Source organism: Sphingomonas sp. SORGH_AS_0789, assembly GCF_031453055.1.
Classification (GTDB): domain Bacteria; phylum Pseudomonadota; class Alphaproteobacteria; order Sphingomonadales; family Sphingomonadaceae; genus Sphingomonas.
In genome coordinates this window covers 916,485-936,866 of sequence record NZ_JAVIYV010000001.1, presented here as the reverse complement: position 1 = coordinate 936,866, position 20,382 = coordinate 916,485, and the positions used below count along the sequence as shown (strand labels likewise).

The window sequence follows — 20,382 nt, the reverse complement described above, 5'->3', positions numbered from 1 at the left end:
GTTTGCTTGCGTGGAAACCAACCCTCCGATAGTGAGTTTGCGCTGTCCGTAGTGACAACCAAGAAAGGGGACTATGATGCGGAAGCTTGCCATTGTTCTGGCACTTGCCTCCACCGCCCTCGCTTCGCCTGCCCTCGCCCGCGACAAGTCGTGGTATGTCGGCATCGAAGGCGGCGGGATGATCGTCGAAGATATCAACTATGATATCACCGGCACGCGTACCGGCACCGCCACCGTCGACCATGACTATGGTTATGACATTGACGGCGTGATGGGTTACGACTTCGGTGGTTTCCGTCTGGAAACCGAAGTCGGCTATCGCCGCGCGACGGTCGACAGCTTCAGCTCGACCACGCTGACCAACACCGGCATCGGCACGGGTACCGTTCCGGCCGGCAACTATGACTATGCCGGTGGCTCCACCTCGGCGCTCAGCTTCATGCTGAACGGCTTGCTGGACTTCGGTGCCGATGACGGCATCCAGGGCTTCGTCGGCGGCGGCGTCGGCGTCGCGCGCGTCAAGGCGAACTACGCCCTGAACAACCGCGCCGACTTCCTGAACGACTCGGACACCGTGTTCGCGTGGCAGGCTCTGGCGGGCATCCGCGCGCCGCTGACCGACCACATCGACGCGACGCTGAAGTATCGCTTCTTCAACGCCGAGAACGTCAAGCTGGTCGACGTTGCGAACAACACGTTCGACGGCCGCTTCCGTTCGCACTCGATCCTGGGTGGCGTGGCGTACAACTTCGGCGAACCGGCAGCTCCGCCGCCCCCGCCGCCGCCCCCGCCGCCCCCGCCGCCTCCTCCCCCGCCGCCCCCGCCTCCGGCTCCGGAGCCCGTGGTGTGCTCGCCGGGTCCGTTCATCGTGTTCTTCGAGTGGAACAAGTCGGACGTCACCCCGGAAGCGGCGTCGATCCTCGACAACGCGATCACCCAGTACCAGAGCTGCGGCAATGCCCGCGTGATGGTCGCCGGCTTCACCGACACCTCGGGTACGCCGCGCTACAACATGGGTCTGTCGCAGCGTCGTGCCGACGCGGTGAAGGCGTACATGACGTCGCGTTCGATCCCGGATGGCTCGATCTCGACCGAAGCGTTCGGCGAAGACCGCGACCACCTGCGCGTTCAGACTGCGGACGGCGTCCGCGAGGTCCAGAACCGTCGCGTGGAAATCACCTACGGTCCGGGCGCTGGCCAGTAAGCCACGCTCAGCCAAGGCTGATTGCAAAAAGGGAGGTCGGCGAAAGCTGGCCTCCTTTTTTCATGCGCGCGCGGCCTGTACACGGGCCGTAATCGATTTCGGCGATTCATACTTTCTTCGCCCCTGCCCAATATGAACAGGTGACTGGGGACACGAAGGGGCAAGGCCGCCATGCCGCGCGGAGGACAACATCATCGAAGCCGGGAAGCGCGTCGGCAGGTCATGATTCCGTGCCGGATGAAGTCGGTGCGGGGATGGGGCGACGCCTGCATCCACAATATCTCGTCGCGCGGCATGATGATCGCCTCCGACGATCCGCTGGTGCCCGGTGACTATGTCGATATCCGCCGGGGCCGCCAGGTGGTGATCGGCCGCGTCATCTGGCGGCGCGATTGCTATACCGGCATCCGAACCCAGGACGTGATCAGCGCCGATACCCTCATCAACGAACCGCGCCTGGAAGGGCGTCCGGTCCAGTCCGCCGCCGAGGCCGATCGCCGCACCAGTCGCAGCCGCGCGGTCAGCCGCATCGACACCGCGCATGGCCTGGACCGGAGCCGCTGGCTGGCTGGCAATCTGCAATTCGGCGCGCTCTGTGTCTTCGGGCTGGTCGCCGCCATCGTCATCGCCCTGCAAGTGGCGCAGATGCTCGCCATTCCCACCGGCCGCATCACCCAGGCGCTGGCGGTAAAGCCCGACGCGCGCCCCTGATCCGCGAAGGGGATCAGGCCGGTTCGTCCGCCCCGATCGCCGCCGCCAGCCAGGCGGGGCACAGCGCATCGCCCAGCGTCTCGACCCGGCGATGCTCGACCATCAGCCCCAGCTCCGGATAGGTCGCCCGCGTCCGGTCGCCCGCATCGCCCAGGGGCGCCACCACCAGCCGCCGGTTGACCTTCGAGCGGTGATGCATCCGGGCGGTATTTTCCTGCCCGACATAGCAGCCCTTGGTGAAGCTGACCCCGTTCAACTCGCGCGCATTGCATTCCAGCCAGAGCGTCTCGCCCGACCCCAGCTCGCCCACGCCCTCGGTAACACCCAGCGACAGGCGGTGCGCGACCCAATCGGTCGCTGGGTCACCGGCGGGGGCCAGCCAGCGCTTGCCCAATTCGGGCAGGCGCGGGTCCTCGGCATGGCCATCGGCGTCGCGGCTCCAATGCACCGCCAGATCCTCCATGGGCTCGATCGTGATCGCCCGGCGCAGGCGATAGATCGACAGCCGCCGCGCCAGCGCCTCGGCCTGCGCGGCCTCCGCATCGATCAGCACCGCATCGCCGTCCGCCCATAGCAGGAAGTCGAACAGCGCCTTGCCCTGCGGGGTCAGCAGCCCCGCCCAGCGCGGCCGGTCGGGCGTCAGGCCGATCACGTCCTGCGTCACCAAGCCTTGCAGGAAACCGCGCACATCCTCGCCCGCCACGCGGATCAGGCGCCGGTCGGCCAGGGTCGTGGCGGGCGTGGCGCCGGGCTGCGTCGTCGGGGTGGTATCGCTCATGGCGGCAAGGTAGGAGGGCGCGACCAATCGCGAAAGGCCCGTTTGTCATGACCTTCGATCTGCTTCTCTCCGGCGGCACCGTTCATACCCCCGGCGGCCCCGTTCGTGCCGATGTCGGCGTGACGAACGGCCGGATCGTCGCCATCGGGGCGAAGGGCGATGCGGGGCGGGTGATCGACTGCACCGGGCTCGACATCCTGCCCGGCGTGATCGACAGCCAGGTCCATTTCCGCGAGCCCGGCCTGATGCACAAGGAAGACCTGGCGAGCGGAAGCCGCGCGGCGGTGATGGGCGGCGTGACCGCCGTCTTCGAAATGCCCAACACCAAGCCGAACACCGATTCGGCCGACGCGATCACCGACAAGCTGACCCGCGCGAAGACGATGTATTGCGACCACGCCTTCTATGTCGGCGCGACCAACCACAATGCGCGCGACCTGGCCGAGCTGGAGCGGATGCCGGGCACGGCGGGCGTCAAGATCTTCATGGGCGCGTCGACCGGCGACCTGCTGGTGTCCGAGGATGTGCGGCTGGCCGAGGTGCTCGCCTCGGGCCATCGCCGCGTCGCCATCCATGCCGAGGACGAGGACCGGATGAACGCGCGTGCGGGCGAACGGATCGAGGGCGATCCGTCGTCGCACCCGGTCTGGCGCGACGACGAAAGCGCGCTGCTCGCCACCCATCGCATCCTGCGGCTGGCGCGCGCGGCCAATCGCCGCATCCACATCCTGCACGTCACCACGCCCGCCGAGCTGGAATATATCGCCAAGCACAAGGACATCGCGACCTGCGAGGTCACGCCGCAGCATCTGACGCTGGCGGGCGAGGAGGCTTATCCGCGGCTCGGCACGCTGGCGCAGATGAACCCGCCGATCCGTTCGGGCGCGCATCGCGACGGGCTGTGGCACTGGCTGAACCAGGGCGTGCCCGACGTCATCGGCTCGGACCATGCGCCGCACACGCTCGAGGAAAAGGCCAAGCCCTATCCGGGCAGCCCCAGCGGGATGCCGGGTGTCCAGACGCTGCTGCCGCTGCTGCTCGACCATGCCGCGAACGGCCGCCTGTCGCTCCAGCGCGTGATCGAGCTGACCAGCGCCGGTGCGCAGCGCATCTTCGGCATCGTCGGCAAGGGGCGGATCGCGGCGGGCTATGACGCCGACTTCACCATCGTCGACCTCAAGAAGCGCTGGACGATCGAGGAACAGTGGCTTCAGTCCAAGTGCGGCTGGTCGCCCTTCACCGGCATGGAGCTGACCGGCAAGCCGATCGGCACGATCGTGCGCGGCCAGGTGGCGATGTGGGAAGACCAGCTGGCGGAGGCCCCGACCGGCCAGCCAATCCGTTTCGAGGCGGTCGATTTCGGATGATCGCAGAGCGCCGGGTGCGCGACATCCGGGTCTATTGCCCGGTCGCGCACCCCACGCTGGCGGCGATGATCGCGGGCGATCCGATGGCGGTCGAGCGCGACGCGACCGCCGCCGCGCTGCTCGCGATCCTGCGGACGCCGCCGCTGGGCGATTTCGGGCGGTATCGCGAGGTGGTGGAACTCGCGCTCGGCTATGAGGGCTTCCGCCCGGCCGAGGGCGCGGTGCCGACCCTGGGGACGGTGGGCGAGGCGAGCTGGTCGCCCACCGTCATCCTGACCGCGATCTATGATGCGGAGGCGGATGTGTCGGGCCTGGCGGAACGGCTGCTCGCCGCGCATCCCTGGGACGTGCCGGTGATCGCGGTCAGCGAGCCCTATCGCTTGCTGATGCGCGGATAGGGGCGGGCTTCGACTTCGCTCAGCCTGAACGGCTGTTTGGGAATCACCCGCTCCGTCCGTTCAGCCTGAGCGAAGTCGAAGGCCAAGGGAATCCCCCAGCCCCGATCAGAACGGCAACCACCGCGCCTTGTGCGTGAAGTTCATATAGCCGACATTGACGCCCGCGCGCCAACCGACGCCCAGCCGCACCGGGATCAGCACGACATTGCCGCGCCGCAAATAGGTCGCGGCGAACCCGCCGACGAAATAGAGCCGCCCCTCGGCCGCCGGGAAGCGGTGGAACAGCTCCTCGGTGTCGTAGAGGTTGTAGACCAGCACGAACACCTTGTTCGCGTCGCCGCCAATGTCGAAGCCCAGCGAGGGGCCGGTCCAATAGACCGGCATCTGCCCCTCGACCTTGTGCGTCATCACGCCCGAGCCATAGCGAAGCCCGACGACGAACGCGCCCGACGCCTCGCGCCCCGCGATATAGGCATTGGGGCGGCCCTGCTCGCGCAGGATGCGCTCGATCATCCCCGCCAGGCCCTCGGCGCCCTTGCCGAACACATCCTCGCCCGCGGCCATCAGATCGTCGCGCTCGAAGGTTTCGGAGGCCTGGGTCGTCTGCGTCGCGCGCGAATCGGGAATGGGGGTGGTGACCGGGGGCGGGGTGGTGGTCTGGGCGGGGGGCAGGGACTGGACCGGCGGCTCGACCGGTACGGGATCCCGCTGTGCCGGGCGCGAGGGCTGGGTCGCCAGGTCGCTGTCGATTCCCTGGTTCGGATCGATGGTCCGGACCTGGGCGACGGCGGGCATGGCGGTCGCGGCGACGGCGGACAGGCCGCACAGGACCGACAGACCCAGATGGACGAAACGCATGACCTTCAACTCCCCCGGCAAGCCGATGCGGCACGTTAACCAGCCGCCGCCTTGCAGTGCAATGAACGACCTGAAGGCCCCTAGTCGATTTTCTCCACAAAATCCCGTCCAACCCCGGTTGATTGCCTCCCCCGGCCCCGCTATAGCCGCACCTCGCCGCAACCGGAGACGTGGGTGAGTGGCTGAAACCAACGCTTTGCTAAAGCGTCGTACGGGAAACCGTACCGAGGGTTCGAATCCCTCCGTCTCCGCCATATGCCGCACTCCCCGATCATGTTCGAAACGCCGTAAGGCCGACCCGTTCTTCACTGCCCTGTCGAGCGGCCGGGACAGCATCTGATCCGTTTCCGGACCTGTGCCGATCGGCGCTTGTGTTGTCCTGTCCTTGCGATCACCCTCGCGGAAACGAACCGGCGTTCGGAACCGGGAGACGAGGGAGGATGAGCTATGAGGATCGCATTCGCGGCGCTGGCGATGGGCATGGCGGGCGTGGCGGCGGCCGGGTCGGCCCATACCCCGTCGGCCCAGACCCCGCCCACGCCCGCGCCGGTGAAGGAGGATTTCAGACCCTCCTCGCTCAACCAGCCGGGCCAGCTCTATCCGCAGGTCAATTCGCAGGGTTATGCCCGTTTCCGCATCCTTGCCCCCGATGCCAGGGCGGTGAAGGTCAGCCTGGGGCTGGGTGGACGCGGCGGGACCGTGCTGACCAGAGCACCCGACGGGTCATGGATGGGCACGTCCGAAGGGCCGCTGGACGAGGGATTTCATTATTACCACCTGACCGTCGACGGCGGCACGTTCAACGATCCGGGGACGCTGAACTTCTACGGCTCGACGCGCTGGGAAAGCGGGATCGAGATTCCCGCGCATGACGCGGACTTCTATGCGCTGAAGGACGTGCCCCATGGCCGGGTCGAGCAGATCCTGTTCGCCTCGCCCAGCACGGGCACGCAGCGGCGCGCCTTCGTCTACACCCCGCCCGGCTATGACCGGAGCGCGGGCGAACGCTATCCGGTCCTCTATCTCCAGCATGGCTGGGGTGAGGACGAGACCGCCTGGTCCAACCAGGGCCATGCCAACCTCATCATGGACAATCTGATCGCCGCCCGAAAGACGCGGCCGTTCCTCATCGTCATGACCTATGGCATGACCAACGACCTGCGCCCCGGCGGTCCAGGCGGGCTGGCCGCGTTCGATATCCGGCCGTTCCAGACGGTGCTGCTGAACGAGCTGATCCCCTATATCGACGGGCATTTCCGCACCCTGTCCGACCAGCGTCACCGCGCGATGGCGGGGCTGTCCATGGGCGGGTTCGAGACCAAGCTGATCGCCCCCAAACATCTCGACACCTTCGGCGCGATCGGATTGCTGAGCGGCGGGACCGTGTCGATGGAGGATGTGAAGGCGGCACCCGGCTATCGCGACAAGGTGCGGCTGACCTTTGTCAGCTTCGGCAGTCGCGAACTGGAGGGCGGTCGCACCGGCCCGCCGGGCGGTCCGCGCAGCGATCCGCGCGCCAATGCCGAAGCGTTGAAGAAGGCCGGGCTCAACAGCGTCTTCTTCGTCTCGCCGGATACGGGGCACGAATTCCAGACATGGCGGCGCAGCCTCCACGCCATGGCGCCGCTGCTGTTCCGCGACTGAAGGGGACGGGGTCGGCGGCGGTGATGCGCCGCCGACCTTACGCCATCAGTTGCGCAGGCTGTCGGGCACGACGCCGCCATTTTCGGCGAGCTTGGCCATCACCGCCTTGTGCAGCGCGATATTCTGTTCGGCCGACCCGTCCTGGGCGGCGTGGACGCCCAGTTCGTCGGCCAGTTCCTTGCGCGCCGACAGGCTGGAATCCAAGTCGAGCAGCTTGAGCAGATCGACGATCGAGCTTTGGTAGTTACCACCGCCGCCCTTCATCGACGCCATTTCGGACAGGACCGCACCGACATCGACCGCCTGGGGCGATGCGGGTTCAGGGGCAGGGGCGGCGGCGGCCGGGGCGGGCTGGGTCGGTTCCGCCTGGATCGTGGCGGGCGCCGGGGTGGGAGCGGGGGCAGACGTCTTGCTGCCATGGTGGAATATCTTGTTCAGGATATTGCCGAAAATGCTCATGACCGAGTTCCTTCGCTGATACGGATGACGGCGATGCCCGCCTCAACGACGAAAAGTGGCGTCCGGGTCCGTCACGGGTCGCTTCCCTGTTGGGAACGTCATCGCCCGACAGACGCTTACACCCCATCTCCCGACGCTTTTTCAGGGGTTTGCCATGACCATTCGTACGACGCTCATCGCCACGACCGCCCTTCTCGCGCTGGCGGGGTGCGGCAAGAAACAGGATGCGACGCCCGCCGACACGACGAACAGCGTCGCCGCCGCCAACCAGCTCGACGCCGCGACGCCGACCCCCGCCGCCGTCAGCGCGTCGCAGAGCTTCGTCAACACCGCCGCCGCCAGCGACGCGTTCGAGATCGAAAGCTCGAAGCTGGCGCTGACCAATGGTTCGTCCGCCTCGGTCAAGTCCTATGCCCGCAAGATGATCGAGGCGCACACCGCCTCGACCGCCAAGCTGAAGGCGACCACCGCCACGCTGAGCCCCGCGCTCACCCCCGACCCCGCGCTCAATGCCGAGCAGCAGCAGACGATCGACCAGCTGAAGTCGCTCAACGGCGCGGCGTTCGACCAAGCCTATATCGCCGCGCAGGCGGCCGGGCACCAGCAGACGCTCGATGCGCTGAAGGCCTATGCCGCGACCGGCGACGTGCCTCAGCTGAAGACCTTTGCCAACGGGCTGATCCCGACCGTCGCCGCGCATCTGAACATGGCGAAGGGCCTGAAGGCCTGAGCTGAGGGACAGGGGCGGCGGGTATGCGCGCCGCCCCTTCTCAAAAGGCGAAGCTGACCGTGCCGATCGCGCGACGCGGGTCGCCGATCGCGACGCCATATTGGTTGACCGCCGAGGTGTAATAGGTCCGGTCGAAGATGTTCTTCAGGTTGAACTGGAACGTCATCCGCCGCCCCGCCATTTGCGTGTCATAGGTCATGAAGGCGTCAGCCACGACATAGGATGCCAGCCAGAAGCTGTTGGCATCGTCCCCCGGCCGCCGCGCGACATAGCGTCCGCCCGCGCCCAGCCTCAGCCGATCCTCGCCCGCGATCGCCCCGACATCATAGGCCGCCGACAGCGACGCGGTATGCGGCGCGACATTGGCGAGCTGGTTGCCCGAAAATGCCGGGTCATCGACGGTGCGCGCATAAGTATAGGCATAGCTGCCGATCAGGCTGAGCGCGCGCGTCACCTGGCCCGCCACGTCCAGCTCCACCCCGCGCGAGATGGCACGGCCCGCAGTGCGGTAATCGGTCAGCGCGGTCGCCGGATTGAACTGCGACACCAGCACGTTGCGCTTGTCGATATCGTACAGCGCCAGCGTCGCGGTGACGCGGTCGGGCACGTCCAGCTTGGCCCCGACCTCGAACGAGCGTCCCCGCTCTGGCGCGAAGGCCGAGGTGAGGGTGACGCCGCTGGCCAGCGGCGCGATGGTCGAGGTCGGCTTCAGCGAGCGGGTATAGCCGCCATAGAGCGACAGTGTATCGGTCGCGCGCCAGACCAGCCCGGCCTGGGGCACGAACTCCCAGCGGTCCAGATCGGTGTTGGCGGTGAAGGGCCGCCCGCGCCCCGCCCGCTGGTCGAACCCGACCAGCCTTCCGCCCGCCGTCACGATCCAGCGCTCACCCAAATGGATCGCGTCCTGGCCGAACAGCGAATAGTTATACAGCCGGTCGGTCTGGTCGCTGTCGGAGGGCGACACGGTGGTCGGAAAGGGCTCACGCCCATAGACGGGGCGCAGATAGCTGAAGGTCGTGGCGGTCGCCTGGCGGATCAGGTCGCGGCGGTAATAGCGGCGATATTCGCCCTCCACGCCCAGGATGATCTGGTGCCGCATCCCCAGCGCCTCGACCTGGCCGTCGAGATAGGCCTGGACATAGGCGTCGGTGCTGAGCGAGCCGACCGTGGCGTCGTTCCGGCGGGTCAGCGTGCCGCGCGTCGTGTTGACCGCCGTCACCCGCAACTGCCCGGCATCGTAACGCTCGCTATTGAAGCTGGCCGCCAGATGCGCCGCCCATGTGCCGCCCAGCCGGTGGTCGAGCGCCAGCTGGACCAGGTGGCTGTCGCCGACCATCCGGTTGTTGCGATCGTCCAGCCGCTCGCGACGCGGCACCGCCAGCGGGGTCATGGTGCGGGGATCGAGCACCGTCCCCCGGTCGAAGGGCGTGTCGAACCGGCGATATTCATACCACAGCACCGCCTGGGTATCGCCGCCATACCAGCCGAGCGAGGGCGCGATCAGCGTGTCGCGGCGCTCGCCGAAATTGCGCCAATAATCCTCGTCCTGATGGTCGAGCACCAGCCGCCCGGCCAGAGGACCCGCGATCGGGCCGGTCAGGTCGGCCATCGCCTCCAGCCCGGTGCGCGATGCGGCATAGGCCGATCCGGTCAGCGCGACCGCCAGATGCGGGTCGAGCAGCGGCTTCTTCGCGACGGTGTTGATGACCCCGCCGGGGTCCATGATGCCATAGAGCAGCGAGGCGGGGCCCTTCAGCACCTCGACGCTCTGGTTGGCGGCGTTGAAGGCGCGGCCCTGCACCAGTGGCATGCCGTTGCGCATCACCGACCCGTCGCGATTGCCGCCGAAGCCGCGCTTGAGCACCGTGTCCTGCGTCGCGGCCAGCGTATTGCCCTGGGTGATGCCGCTGACATTGGCGAGCACATCGTCCAGGAAGCGCGGGCGCTGGTCGCGGATCACCTGCGCGGGCACGATATTGACCGCCTGCGGCGTTTCCAGCGGCCCGGCCGAGGAGCGCAGGGTCGAGGCGTCGGGGGTCGGCTTGTACCGATCGTCTGCCGCCCTGGGCGCAGGCGAGGCGCGGCCGGTGACGACGATCTCCTGCCCGGTGGTGCCGTCGTCATCGAGCGTCGCCGCCTGCGTGGAAGCGGCGGTCAGGCCCAGGACCAGCAACCCGCCGGTGATCGTTCGCATAGGATGTCCCCTTTGCGAGCGCCTCATATACTTTTGATAGGGACTCGCAATAGCTACCTGCGCGCGAGGGTGATCCCGTCCGGCCGCTCGCGCACCGACAGGTCGAACAGCGCGCCGATCAGCGTCAGGCTCTCGACCGGGCGGTCCAGCCGAAAGCGGCCGTTGAACGTCTCGTCCGCCAGCGCCGGATCGGCCAGCCGGATGGGGCGGGGGCTGTAGCGCCCGATCCGCGCCACCGCATCGCCCAGCCGGATGCGGTCGCCGGTCAGCCAGCGATCCTGCCACCCCTGATAGCTGGCGATGTCGAAGCGGTGGAGCGCGATCCGGTCGCGCCCGGCCTCGGCCCAGTAACCGGCGGTGACGACCACCGGCGGCTGCCCCGGCACGGTCAGCCGCACCCGGCCGCGATAGACGCGCAACTCGCTACGCCCCGCGCCGCGATCGACGCTGAAATTGGTGCCCAGCGCGACCATCTGCCCCTCGGGTGTCGAGACGGCGAAGGGGCGGTCGGCGTCGTGCCGCACCTCGAACCGCGCTGCGCCGCCTTGCAACGTCAGGTCGCGTGCGCCGTCCGAAAAGGCGATGGCGACGCGCGAGGCGGCGTCGAGCGTCATGTCCGATCCGTCGGGCAGCGTGACCCGGCGCTGCTGCCCGACCGCGCTGGCATAGTCTGCGCGCACCGTCCCGCCGGAGGGCAGGGCGTGCCACAGCACCGGCGCGACCGCCATGGCGGCGAGCGCGGCGGCGACGCCGATCGCCCGGCGGCGGGTCGCGAGGGCGGTCGGCGCGCGCCAGCGGCGGAGGCGGGGCCGGGGTGGGGGCGCCGGAACGGACAGGCTCGCCCGCTCTGCCTGCTCGACGACATGGAACAGCGCCGGGTCGCCCAGCAGCCGCACCATCCGCCCCAAGGCGTCGCGATGCGCGGGGGAGCGGTTCAGCCATGCGCCCAGTTCGGCGCGATCGTCCGGCGACAGCGCGTCCAGCCGGTCGGCCCAGTCCGCCGCCTCTTCGATCAGCCCGTCAGTCATGCGCCCGGCTCCGGGGAAGGGGGCGGATGGGGCCGTCGTCCACGCATCCGGCGAGGTCGACCATGGCGCGGACCAGATGCTTCTTCACCGCCTCGACGCTGATGTTCATCTCCTCGGCGATCTGCTGGCGCGACTTGCCCTCCAGATGGCGTTCGACAAAGACCGCGCGGCGCTGCGGCGGCAGGGTGTCCAGCACGGCGCGGAACCGGTCGAAACGCTGGCGATAGTCCAGCACCTCGTCCGCCAGCGGCAGCGCGCAGGCCAGTTCGGTGTCGACCGGGCCATGGTCGGCGACGATGCGCCGGGCGCGGTTATGGATGACCGAGTCGGCCACGCGAAAGGCATAGGCGAGCGGCTGTTCGATCACCTGTCTGCGCTCCTGCTCGATGACGCGCATGATCGCCTCCTGCACGATGTCCTCGGCCTGTTCGGGCTCGCGGATCCGCCTGCGGACATAGGTCAGCAGCCGGTCGCGCCCGTCCGCCACCCAGGCGAGCGGCCCGCTCATTCGGTCCCGTCCATGAAGAGCCGGTCGCACCGCATCCGGGGACATTCCCTCGCGAAAAACAGGATGCGTCGGCCTCGGGGAGAGGCCGACGCACCATGATCCGATATCCTGCGCGGGCAGGACATCAAGTGGCGTCAGGATCAGAAGGTGACCCGCACACCGCCCAGCAGCGTCGTGCCCGAACGGGTCACGACATAGAGCCGCTTGGTGCTGTTCGAATATTGCTTCTCGCGCTGGTTGGTCAGGTTGATGCCGTTCAGCGTCAGCTGCACGTTCTTGGTGACCGCATAATGCGCCGACATGTCGACATAGACGGTGCCCTCGAACCCGGTGACGTCCTGGTCGGGGCCGAGCGACGTCAGCACCGGCGAGGCGCTGAAGATATAGCCGCTGCGGTAATTGGCCGAGACGCGCGCGTCGAACGCCTTGTCCTGGTAATAGAGGGTGGCGTTGGCGTTATACTTGCTCAACCCCTCCAGCGTCGTCGGGATGCTGCCCGCGTAGATTTTGGAATAGTCCAGCCGCGAGTCGACATAGGTGAAGTTCATCGCGGTCCCCAGCCGGTCGAACGGCGCGGGCAGGAACTTGAAGTCGGTCTGGCCCGACAGCTCGACCCCGAACAGGTTCGTCGCCAGCAGGTTCACGGGGCGCGAGAAGCTGTCGATGATCGTCTTGCCGGTGACGCCCGGATAGAGATTGTCGGGCAGCCCGGTCTGCGAATAGGGCACGTCGCTGACCGTCTGGGTCGAGATATAGCCGTCGAGATGCTTGTAGAACAGGGCGGCGGCGACATAGCCGACCGAGCCGAAATACTGCTCGGCCGAGATGTCGAAGTCGTTCGACTTGTAGGGGCGCAGGTTCGGGTTGCCGATCGACACGGTGATGTCGCCATTGTTGTTGCTGACCGACCCGTTGACCGCCAGCGCGCCCAGCGCCGGGCGGTTGATGTTCTGCGACGCGGCGAAGCGCAGCATCAGCCCCGGATTCAGCTCGAAGATCAGGTTCGCGGCGGGCAGCACGCCCTGATATTCGCCGCGCACCGTGACCGGGCCGACACTGGCCAGCCCGTCCGAGGTGACGGTGGTGCGATAATAGCGCGCCCCGATATTGCCGCGGAAGGGCACGCCGCCCAGCACATGGTTCCAGTCATATTGGACAAAGGCCGCGCCGGTGCGCTCCTCGACCGCGAAGACGCCCAGCTTGCTGGACAGATATTGCGCGCGGTCGATGCCCAGCGTCTGGAGCATCCGGGGGAAGTCGACGATGGTCCAGTCCTGGCCGGTATAGCCGCCGTAAACCTGCGCATAGGCCGCGACATTGGCGCTGACCTTGCCCGACTGGAACTGGCTGGTCAGGATATTGTCCTGCTCGCCATAATAGCCGGTATTGGCGAAGCGTCGCCACTCGCCGCCGATGCTGATCGTGTCGTCGGGCGAGAATTTATAGTCGAACCGGCCTTTGATGTTGTCGAACGCCGTGTCCTGATAGGTGTTGTTCACGTACAGCCGCTTGGCATGCCAGAAATTGGCGTCGGCCGGGTTGAACTTATAGGTGTTGACCAGCGAATAGGTGCCGCCGCGATAGTCGGAGGTGACGTCGCCGAACCCCTCGACCGTGAACTTGTCGTTGACCGGCATCGAATAGGCCGACCGCTCGACCCCGCCCAGCCAGGTGAAGGTCAGCCCCTCGGCCAGCTCGGCGTCACCGCTCAGCACCAGCTGCTTGAAGATGTTCTTGGTGTTCTGGATGCGCGTCTCGGTCGATGCCTTGCCGCCCGACACGTCGAGATAGACGACCTCGTTACGGTCGTTCCACTGGAGCGCGTTGACCCGCGAATTGGGATAGACCACGCCCGCGAACGTCTCGCCGCCGCCCAGCCAGGTCGAGCTGCCGCCGCCGCGCGAGGCCAGGTGGGTCTCGAAACGGTCGCCCTTGAACTGGCCGTAAAGGCCGTCGAGCGTCAGATGCACCTTGTCGGTCGGCGCCCACTGGACCGAGGTGGTCAGCCCGATCCGCTCCTGCTTGCTGTCCCATACCGACAGGCGGTTGCCCCGCGCGAACAACAGGTCGCCCGAGTTGATCTTGGCCTGTTCGGCGGCGGTCAGGCCGCTGATGTTGCTGCCATTCGCCTTGTTGCGGCGCCAGCGATAGGTGTCGAACCCCTCCTCGCGGGTGTTGCGGCGGCTATAGGCGGCCGAGACGAGGATGCCGAAATCGCCCCAGTTCTTGGAGATCAGGCCGGTCAGGCGCGGCTGGAAATCGCGGGTCAGCGTATTGGTGCCGCCCTGCGCCGACATGGCGATCTTGGTGCCTTTGAAGTCGAACGGACGCGCGGTGTAGAGCCCGACCGTGCCCGCCAGGCCGCCCTCGGTCTGCTTGGCCTGGTACGACTTTTCGACATCGACATGGTTGAACAGTTCGGCGGCGAACAGGTTGAAGTCGAAGGCGCGGTCGCGCGTCGTCTGGCCGCGGCTGTCCTGCGGCGAGTCGACATTGCCCAGCACCTCCATCCCGTCGAGCTGGACGCGGGTGAAGTCGGGGCCCAGGCCGCGCAGCGAGATGCGGCGGCCCTCGCCCGCTTCACGGTTGATCGCGACGCCGGGCAGGCGCTGCAGCGCTTCGGCCAGGTTCAGGTCGGGAAAGGCGGCGATGTCGCTGGCCGCGATCGAATCCTTGATGATCGACGCCTCGCGCTTGGAATCGCGGGCGGCGGCCAGGCTGGTGCGATAGCCGGTGACGACCACCTCGCCCTGGTCCGCCGCCCCGTCCTGCTTCGGCGCTTCCTGCGCTACCGCCGGCTGCACAGCGAACAGTGCGCTCGACGCCAGCAGCAGCGTTCTCTTCGTCCACATCTCGAATAACCCCCCAAGGAATGAAATCACGCGTCCGGCCAAACGGACGGTCGCGGGGAAGACGGGGGTTCGCGCAAAACGGGGACAAGGAAATTTGTAAAAGTTTTAAGACATTTATGGCGTTTTTGTTACGGTTTTTCTACGGATTTGAGAATGACCCGAAGAATCCGCGGGCCATGTCCCCGGTTGCCGGGGAAAAACGTCTTGGGATAGGCGAACGACAACTTGGGCAGGGGGCGAACGGATGCGGACGATGCGAACGGGCTGGGGAATGGCAGCGGTCCTGATGGTTGCGCTGGCGATGCCGGGCGGCGCGGTCGCGCGGGAGACGGCGGGCTATCTGGCGGCGGGCGAGGGGCTGGACCTCGCCGCGATCCTCCCCGGCCCGCCCGCTCCCAGCAGTCCGCGCGCGCTGGCCGATGCGCGGGTCTTTCGCGACAGCCGGACGCTCGCCGGCACCGCGCGCTGGCAACAGGCGACGGCGGACGTGTCGAGCGATCTGGGCGATCGCTTTGCCGGGGCGCTGGGCTTTCGGCCGGACTGGAGCAAGCTGCCCGTCACCCGCGCGCTGATCGCGCGGTTCGATGCCGACCGTTCGACGGCGATCGGCGCGGCCAAGCGGCACTGGCAGTCGCCGCGCCCCTTCATCGACACCGACCTGCCCATTTGCGAACCGCGCACCGCCTCGCTGATCGCCAATGGCGATTATCCCTCCGGCCATACCGCACATGGCTGGGGCTTTGCGCTGCTGATGGCGGCGCTGATCCCCGACCGGGCGCAGGCGATCCTGGCGCGCGGGCGCGACTATGGCGACAGCCGCTGGATCTGCGGATCACACAGCCAGAGCGCGGTCGAGGGCGGCTATCTGGCTGCCAGCGCGGTGTTCGCGCGCGAACAGGGCCAGCCCGCATTCCGCCGCGACATGGCGGCGGCGGCCGAGGAGCTGGCGCGCTACCGCCGGGGCCTTACAGCCGCCAGTCGACGCTGAACGCCACGACGCGCCCCTGCTGCGCGCGGACGGTGATGACGCCGTCGCTGGCCCCGGCGCGGATCTCGCCGCCCAGCGCGTCGCCCTGCATCACCGCGATCCGGTCAAGGATATTGGTCGCGCGCAGCCGCAGCGTCAGGACGGGCGTCGCCGCCCAGCTCGCGCCCAGATCGACCAGCGCGAAGCCGGGCAGCGCCAGCGTATTGGCATCGTCGGCAAAGCGCCGCCCCATTGCCGAGACATCGCCGTCCAGCGTCCAGCCGGTGCCGGGCAGGGTGGCGCTGGCCGACAGGCTGGCCATCAGACGAGGCACCCGGCGCGGCATCCGGCCGCTCAGGTCGGTGATGACGGGGGCGCCGCTAGTGGCGTCGGCGAAGCGATAATGGCGCAGCCTGGGGTCCTGCCAGGTCAGGGTGCCGCGCAGGGTAATGCCCGGCCGGGGGCTGGCATGGCCGCTGAGCTCCAGCCCCAGCGTGCGCGCGGTCGCGTCATGCTGCCCCACCTGCACCGCGCCGGTCGCGGGATCGAGCGACAGGTCGGGCAGCGCGATGTCGGGAAAGCGGCTGGCGAACAAGGTCGCGTCCAGCCCCGCGCCGCCACGCCGCCAGATCAGCCCCAGCTCGGCCTGTTCGACCGACAGGGCGCGGACGGCATCGCCGCTGCCGATGCGGAATGCGCCGGGATCGGGCAGCCGCATCGCATGGGTCGCGCGGGTGAACAGCCCCAGCCGATCGGACGCCCGCCAGTGCAGCGCCAGCGTCGCCGCCGTCCGCGCGATGCGGGCCCGGCGCTGGTCCCATATCCCCGAACCGATCGCGATCCGGTCATCCGCCAGTGTCGTCGGATCGCCGCCATTCACTGTCGTTGCGCGCTCGACCCGGGCGGACAGCGCGGCGCGCTCGTGCCGCAGGCCCCAGTCGAGCCGCCAGCCCGGCGCGAACCGCCATTCGTCGGCGGCATAGAGCGCGACCATGCGCTGGTGCCCGTCGACCGCCTCATAGGTCGATCCCCGGCTCGACAATCCGCCATCGGTCGCGCGGCCCAGCACCTGTCCGGCGGCATCCAGCGCGACGAGATCGAGCAACCGGCCCTGTCCCCGCGCCTCGACCAGCGCGCGCGCGACCGCGCGGCGGAAGCGCCAGTCATAGCCGACGCCGTACAGCCCCAGCGTCAGTTCGTGATGCCCCGCCGCCTCCAGCGCGCGCGAATAGGACAGGTCGGCGATCGCTTCGGACAGGCGGACATCGGCGGCGACGGGGTTCAGCGTCACGACCCGGTCGTTGCCGGGAATGGCGGCAAAGGGGCTGTCGTCGCTCGCATGGCGCAGAGCGGCTGAGACGGTGCCCGGAAAGGCGGCGGCGAGGCGGGGCAGCGCCTCGGCGATGGCGCTCGCCGCCGGAACCGCGCTGCCCGAGGAGGACAGCGCATAGCGCGCGGTGCGCGACCGGCGGCCATGCGCGCGTAACGTCAGCGTGCCCCCGCCCATATCCTGGGTCAGCGCCAGCGAGGGCATGGTGAGCCGGTTGCGATTGTTCCGCCCCAGCGGCCGCTCGCCCAGCGCGGCGAAGCGCAGGGTCGCCAGCTCGGGGCCGAAGAAACTGTCCCGGCGCGGATCGAAACCGGGCAGCGGCTCCAGCCCGCCACCGACATAGCGCATCGGAAAGGACGAGATGTTGAGCGTGTCGTCGGCCAGCCCGCGCCAGGCCAGCGTCAGCCGCCCGCCCCGCCAGTCGTGATCGACCCGCGCGCGGATCTGGCCGCCGCCCAGCGTCGCGGCGATGCGCCGCACCGTCGGATCGCGCGCCACAGACCCGCCGATGATCGCGCGCCAGCCGGGGGCGACGGGGCCGGTCGCATAGCCTTCCCAGCGGACCAGCCCGTAATCGGTCAGCGTCGCGCGCATCTCGCCGCCGGGCCGCCCGGCGGGGGCGCGGGTGCGCATGTTGATCACGCCGCCCGGCGCGTTGCTGGCAAAGATCGCGGAGGGGCCGCCGCGTACATAATCGACCGTCTCGACCATCAGGTCGGGGCGGACGAACTGGTCGATATCGGTCCAGGGCAGCGTGTCGTGCTGTACCGGCAGGCCGTCCTCCTGCACCGCGATCGCCTGATAGCCGTCGAGCGGGATGCCGCGCACCCGGACGGTGTTGGCCGCGGTTCCCGCCGAGGTGTCGACCCACAGGCCGGGCAGGCCCGACAGCATCTCGGCCAGGCTTTGCGGCGGCCGCCGCGCCAGTTCCACCGCGTCCAGATGCGAGGCGGAATAGCTGCGATCCAGTTCGCCTTGCACGTCGGTGCCGCGTCGTCCGGACACGATCACCTCCTCGCCGACCACCGGCGGCGGGGGCGGGGAGGCGGCGCGGCGCGGCGGCGTGACCTTGGGCGGCAGCGGTCGGCCGGCGCGCACCACGATCCCGCCCGGCATCCGGCGACAGGACAGCCCGGCCGGGCGACACCAGCGGTCGAGCGCGCGTGACAGCCGCAGCGTCCCCTTCAGCGCGGGCGCCTGGCGACCGGCCAGGTCGGCGGGCCGCGCGACGAGCGCCTGCCCCGCCTGCCGCGCCAGCCGGTCGAGCCCGGCCGCGACTGTCCCGGCGGGCAGGTCGACACGCAGCATCGGGTCGTCCTGCCCGGCGGCCAGCACCAGCGCGGCGAGCAGCATCATCGCCGCCCCGCCGTGTCCCGCGCGCCCATCACTGTCCGACCGTCGCCACCCATTCCGCCACCACAGGAGCCGCGCCCTTGCGCGCCGCCGCCCCGGCATCGCCATCGACGGATGCGCGCCGATACCGCGCGAATATGTAGCGCGCATGTCAGTCGCGCCCGACATTCCGCGGCTCCGCGAAAATGCCGCTGAACCGATCTGGATCAAGAATCGTTACGCCCGATCATCGATGGAGGACAGGACGTGGCGGGTCAGACAGTGATCGTGACGGGCGCGGAATCGGGCATCGGCGCGGCATGCGCGGAGGCGTTCGGCGCTCGGCAGGCGCGGGTGGCGGTGCTCTATTATGCGGATGCCGCCGCCGCCGAAAAGACCGCCGGGGCGGTGCGCGCCGCCGGAGGCGAGGCGATCACCGTCCAGGCGCATGTCGATGACGAGGCCTCGGTCGATCATGCCTTCGCGACCGTCGAACGGCATTGGGGCCCCGCCGATGTGATGGTCAATTCGGCCGGGCTGAACATGTCGGGCGTGACGGTGCGCGACATGACGCTGGCCCAGTGGCGGCGGCTGCTCGACACCGACCTGACGGGCGCGTTTCTGACCTCGCGCCGGTTCCTGACCGGGCGGGGTGCGGCGACGGGCGATGCCGCGATCCTGCACATCTCGTCGATCCACGCCTATGCGGTGCGCGCCGGGGGCGCCGATTACTGCGCGGCCAAGGGCGGGCTGTCCAACCTGGTCGAGACGCTGGCGATCGAGGAAGCGCCGCACGGCATCCGTGTGAACGCGATCGAGCCGGGCATGATCCTGACCCCGATGAACGCGCATGCGCAGGCCGATCCGGTCTATCGCCGAACACTCGAGCAGAATATCCCGATGGGGCGCGCGGGGAATGCCTCGGAGGTGGCCGACCTCGCCGTCTTCCTCGCCTCCGACAAGGCGCGCTACATCACCGGGGCACGGATCGTCATCGATGGCGGCCTGTCGCTGATGCAGGCGCTCGGCGCATGATGGCCCCCGACGCGCAGGGCCCGGTCGCCGATCCGCACCGCAAGGACCGGGTGGTCGACGCCCCGCTCGACCTCGACTTCAACGTCAAGCGGATCGAGGAGGTCACGCTGTCGGGCCCGCCCGCGCTGATGGCCCGCGACCTGATGAGCCCCTATGTCTGGCGCGAGGCGGACGGGCGATGGGGCATGATGGTCCGCGCGGTGGTCCGTCCGGGCGAGACGCTAACCGATACCGGCGTGATCTGGTCGGGATGGAGCGAGGACGGGCGGCATTTCACCATGCTCGACACCCCCTCGATCGCGCCGGGGCCGGGCGACCATGACGCGGGCGGGGTCGAGGACCCGACCGTCGTGCGCCGCGAGGACGGCTATCTCGTCTATTATTCGGGCGTGCTGGCGGACCATTCGCATGGCGAGCTGTCCTATGCCACCGGCCCCGCACTCGACCGGCTGGCAAAGAGCGGCGTCGCGCTGGCTTCCTCCAAGTCGGAGGGCAATACGAAGGAAGCGACGGTCGACCGCACCGCCGACGGCCGCTGGCGGCTGTTCTACGAATATGCCGCCGATGAGGCATCGCGCATCGGCATGGCGATCGGCGCGGATGTCGCGGGCCCCTGGACCGAACAGCCCACCCCCTTCATGCCGCGTGAGAACAGCTGGGACGACTGGCATCTGTCGACCGGCCCGCTGCTGACCGACGACAAGGCGTGTCCGGTCATGTTCTACAACGGCGCGACGCGGGACGCGCGCTGGCGGATCGGCTGGGTCGCGTTCGACGAACATTATACCCGCGTCGTCGCGCGCGGGATCGAGCCGCTGATCCTGCCGCCGCCCGCCGATGATCGGGGCGCCACCGACATCGCCTTCGCCGCGTCGGTGGTGGTGGCCGAGGATGGCATCTGGCTTTACTATTCGCTGGAGGATCGGCGATTGTCACGGGCGCTCATCCGGCGCAGTTGAGCCGTCTCCCGTCCTTGTTCCCCAGGAA

General features: G+C 68.6%; 17 protein-coding genes and 1 tRNA gene. 10 read left to right on the top strand and 8 right to left on the bottom strand.

The window, feature by feature from the left end:
• Positions 1-76 precede the first annotated feature (76 nt).
• Both QE360_RS04235 and QE360_RS04230 read left to right on the top strand, forming a co-directional pair.
• Positions 77-1,204, top strand: coding sequence for an OmpA family protein (locus tag QE360_RS04235; RefSeq protein ID WP_307102452.1), 1,128 nt, complete (start codon positions 77-79; stop codon positions 1,202-1,204).
• A 171-nt stretch (positions 1,205-1,375) separates the two neighbouring features.
• Complete coding sequence (locus QE360_RS04230; protein WP_354294117.1) at positions 1,376-1,915, top strand: PilZ domain-containing protein; 540 nt, start codon at positions 1,376-1,378, stop codon at positions 1,913-1,915.
• A 13-nt stretch (positions 1,916-1,928) separates the two neighbouring features.
• Here QE360_RS04230 and QE360_RS04225 read toward each other — a convergent pair whose 3' ends face one another.
• Positions 1,929-2,693: a folate-binding protein gene (locus QE360_RS04225; protein ID WP_309699538.1), complete on the bottom strand. Its 765-nt coding sequence runs from the start codon at positions 2,691-2,693 to the stop codon at positions 1,929-1,931.
• Between the two features lie 47 nt (positions 2,694-2,740).
• Between QE360_RS04225 and QE360_RS04220 the strand changes: the two genes are divergently transcribed.
• Positions 2,741-4,060 (top strand): dihydroorotase, encoded by a 1,320-nt coding sequence (locus QE360_RS04220; RefSeq protein ID WP_309699536.1) that lies wholly within the window; start codon positions 2,741-2,743, stop codon positions 4,058-4,060.
• Positions 4,057-4,458: a hypothetical protein gene (locus QE360_RS04215; RefSeq protein WP_309699535.1), complete on the top strand. Its 402-nt coding sequence runs from the start codon at positions 4,057-4,059 to the stop codon at positions 4,456-4,458. Before QE360_RS04220 ends, QE360_RS04215 begins: the two co-directional genes overlap by 4 nt.
• Positions 4,459-4,563: 105 nt before the next feature.
• Here QE360_RS04215 and QE360_RS04210 read toward each other — a convergent pair whose 3' ends face one another.
• Complete coding sequence (locus QE360_RS04210; RefSeq protein ID WP_309692141.1) at positions 4,564-5,316, bottom strand: DUF1134 domain-containing protein; 753 nt, start codon at positions 5,314-5,316, stop codon at positions 4,564-4,566.
• Positions 5,317-5,480: 164 nt separating this feature from the next.
• Here QE360_RS04210 and QE360_RS04205 point away from each other — a divergent pair.
• Both QE360_RS04205 and QE360_RS04200 read left to right on the top strand, forming a co-directional pair.
• A tRNA-Ser gene (locus QE360_RS04205) sits at positions 5,481-5,570 on the top strand.
• Between the two features lie 193 nt (positions 5,571-5,763).
• On the top strand, positions 5,764-6,960 hold the full coding sequence (locus QE360_RS04200) for an alpha/beta hydrolase-fold protein (protein WP_309699533.1): 1,197 nt from the start codon (positions 5,764-5,766) through the stop codon (positions 6,958-6,960).
• A gap of 45 nt (positions 6,961-7,005) precedes the next feature.
• Here QE360_RS04200 and QE360_RS04195 read toward each other — a convergent pair whose 3' ends face one another.
• Positions 7,006-7,419: a DUF3597 family protein gene (locus tag QE360_RS04195; protein ID WP_309699531.1), complete on the bottom strand. Its 414-nt coding sequence runs from the start codon at positions 7,417-7,419 to the stop codon at positions 7,006-7,008.
• Between the two features lie 154 nt (positions 7,420-7,573).
• On the opposite strand from QE360_RS04195, the gene QE360_RS04190 reads away from it, so the two are divergent.
• Complete coding sequence (locus tag QE360_RS04190) at positions 7,574-8,149, top strand: DUF4142 domain-containing protein (RefSeq protein WP_309699529.1); 576 nt, start codon at positions 7,574-7,576, stop codon at positions 8,147-8,149.
• A gap of 40 nt (positions 8,150-8,189) precedes the next feature.
• On the opposite strand, the gene QE360_RS04185 is transcribed toward QE360_RS04190, so the two are convergent.
• From QE360_RS04185 to QE360_RS04170, 4 genes are all read right to left on the bottom strand, one after another.
• Entirely contained in the window at positions 8,190-10,343 is a 2,154-nt protein-coding gene (locus tag QE360_RS04185) for a TonB-dependent siderophore receptor (protein ID WP_309699527.1), read from the bottom strand.
• Positions 10,344-10,396: 53 nt separating this feature from the next.
• On the bottom strand, positions 10,397-11,371 hold the full coding sequence (locus QE360_RS04180; protein ID WP_309699525.1) for a FecR domain-containing protein: 975 nt from the start codon (positions 11,369-11,371) through the stop codon (positions 10,397-10,399).
• Positions 11,364-11,879: a sigma-70 family RNA polymerase sigma factor gene (locus tag QE360_RS04175; RefSeq protein ID WP_309699522.1), complete on the bottom strand. Its 516-nt coding sequence runs from the start codon at positions 11,877-11,879 to the stop codon at positions 11,364-11,366. The genes QE360_RS04180 and QE360_RS04175 overlap by 8 nt, the downstream gene beginning before the upstream one ends.
• A gap of 140 nt (positions 11,880-12,019) precedes the next feature.
• Entirely contained in the window at positions 12,020-14,731 is a 2,712-nt protein-coding gene (locus tag QE360_RS04170; protein ID WP_309699520.1) for a TonB-dependent receptor, read from the bottom strand.
• A 271-nt stretch (positions 14,732-15,002) separates the two neighbouring features.
• Here QE360_RS04170 and QE360_RS04165 point away from each other — a divergent pair, with 271 nt between their 5' ends.
• A complete protein-coding gene (locus QE360_RS04165; protein ID WP_309699517.1) occupies positions 15,003-15,719 on the top strand; it encodes a phosphatase PAP2 family protein in 717 nt (238 codons plus the stop codon).
• Here QE360_RS04165 and QE360_RS04160 read toward each other — a convergent pair.
• Entirely contained in the window at positions 15,697-18,531 is a 2,835-nt protein-coding gene (locus tag QE360_RS04160) for a TonB-dependent receptor domain-containing protein (protein WP_309699515.1), read from the bottom strand. The genes QE360_RS04165 and QE360_RS04160 overlap by 23 nt on opposite strands.
• 96 nt (positions 18,532-18,627) lie before the next feature.
• On the opposite strand from QE360_RS04160, the gene QE360_RS04155 reads away from it, so the two are divergent.
• Together QE360_RS04155 and QE360_RS04150 are read left to right on the top strand one after the other, a co-directional pair.
• Positions 18,628-19,395, top strand: a complete 768-nt coding sequence (locus tag QE360_RS04155; protein WP_309699513.1) for an SDR family oxidoreductase — start codon at positions 18,628-18,630, stop codon at positions 19,393-19,395.
• Positions 19,392-20,354 (top strand): glycosidase, encoded by a 963-nt coding sequence (locus tag QE360_RS04150; protein ID WP_405052559.1) that lies wholly within the window; start codon positions 19,392-19,394, stop codon positions 20,352-20,354. The genes QE360_RS04155 and QE360_RS04150 overlap by 4 nt, the downstream gene beginning before the upstream one ends.
• The last annotated feature ends 28 nt before the right edge of the window (positions 20,355-20,382 follow it).

What these genes read in the sequence shown, in the direction of transcription:
- QE360_RS04235 (WP_307102452.1), top strand. Translation starts at nt 77, where the DNA reads ATGCGGAAGCTTGCCATTGTTCTGGCACTTGCCTCCACCGCCCTCGCT.
- QE360_RS04230 (WP_354294117.1), top strand. Translation starts at nt 1,376, where the DNA reads ATGCCGCGCGGAGGACAACATCATCGAAGCCGGGAAGCGCGTCGGCAG.
- QE360_RS04225 (WP_309699538.1), bottom strand. Translation starts at nt 2,693, where the DNA reads ATGAGCGATACCACCCCGACGACGCAGCCCGGCGCCACGCCCGCCACG.
- QE360_RS04220 (WP_309699536.1), top strand. Translation starts at nt 2,741, where the DNA reads ATGACCTTCGATCTGCTTCTCTCCGGCGGCACCGTTCATACCCCCGGC.
- QE360_RS04215 (WP_309699535.1), top strand. Translation starts at nt 4,057, where the DNA reads ATGATCGCAGAGCGCCGGGTGCGCGACATCCGGGTCTATTGCCCGGTC.
- QE360_RS04210 (WP_309692141.1), bottom strand. Translation starts at nt 5,316, where the DNA reads ATGCGTTTCGTCCATCTGGGTCTGTCGGTCCTGTGCGGCCTGTCCGCC.
- QE360_RS04200 (WP_309699533.1), top strand. Translation starts at nt 5,764, where the DNA reads ATGAGGATCGCATTCGCGGCGCTGGCGATGGGCATGGCGGGCGTGGCG.
- QE360_RS04195 (WP_309699531.1), bottom strand. Translation starts at nt 7,419, where the DNA reads ATGAGCATTTTCGGCAATATCCTGAACAAGATATTCCACCATGGCAGC.
- QE360_RS04190 (WP_309699529.1), top strand. Translation starts at nt 7,574, where the DNA reads ATGACCATTCGTACGACGCTCATCGCCACGACCGCCCTTCTCGCGCTG.
- QE360_RS04185 (WP_309699527.1), bottom strand. Translation starts at nt 10,343, where the DNA reads ATGCGAACGATCACCGGCGGGTTGCTGGTCCTGGGCCTGACCGCCGCT.
- QE360_RS04180 (WP_309699525.1), bottom strand. Translation starts at nt 11,371, where the DNA reads ATGACTGACGGGCTGATCGAAGAGGCGGCGGACTGGGCCGACCGGCTG.
- QE360_RS04175 (WP_309699522.1), bottom strand. Translation starts at nt 11,879, where the DNA reads ATGAGCGGGCCGCTCGCCTGGGTGGCGGACGGGCGCGACCGGCTGCTG.
- QE360_RS04170 (WP_309699520.1), bottom strand. Translation starts at nt 14,731, where the DNA reads ATGTGGACGAAGAGAACGCTGCTGCTGGCGTCGAGCGCACTGTTCGCT.
- QE360_RS04165 (WP_309699517.1), top strand. Translation starts at nt 15,003, where the DNA reads ATGGCAGCGGTCCTGATGGTTGCGCTGGCGATGCCGGGCGGCGCGGTC.
- QE360_RS04160 (WP_309699515.1), bottom strand. Translation starts at nt 18,531, where the DNA reads ATGCGCGCTACATATTCGCGCGGTATCGGCGCGCATCCGTCGATGGCG.
- QE360_RS04150 (WP_405052559.1), top strand. Translation starts at nt 19,392, where the DNA reads ATGATGGCCCCCGACGCGCAGGGCCCGGTCGCCGATCCGCACCGCAAG.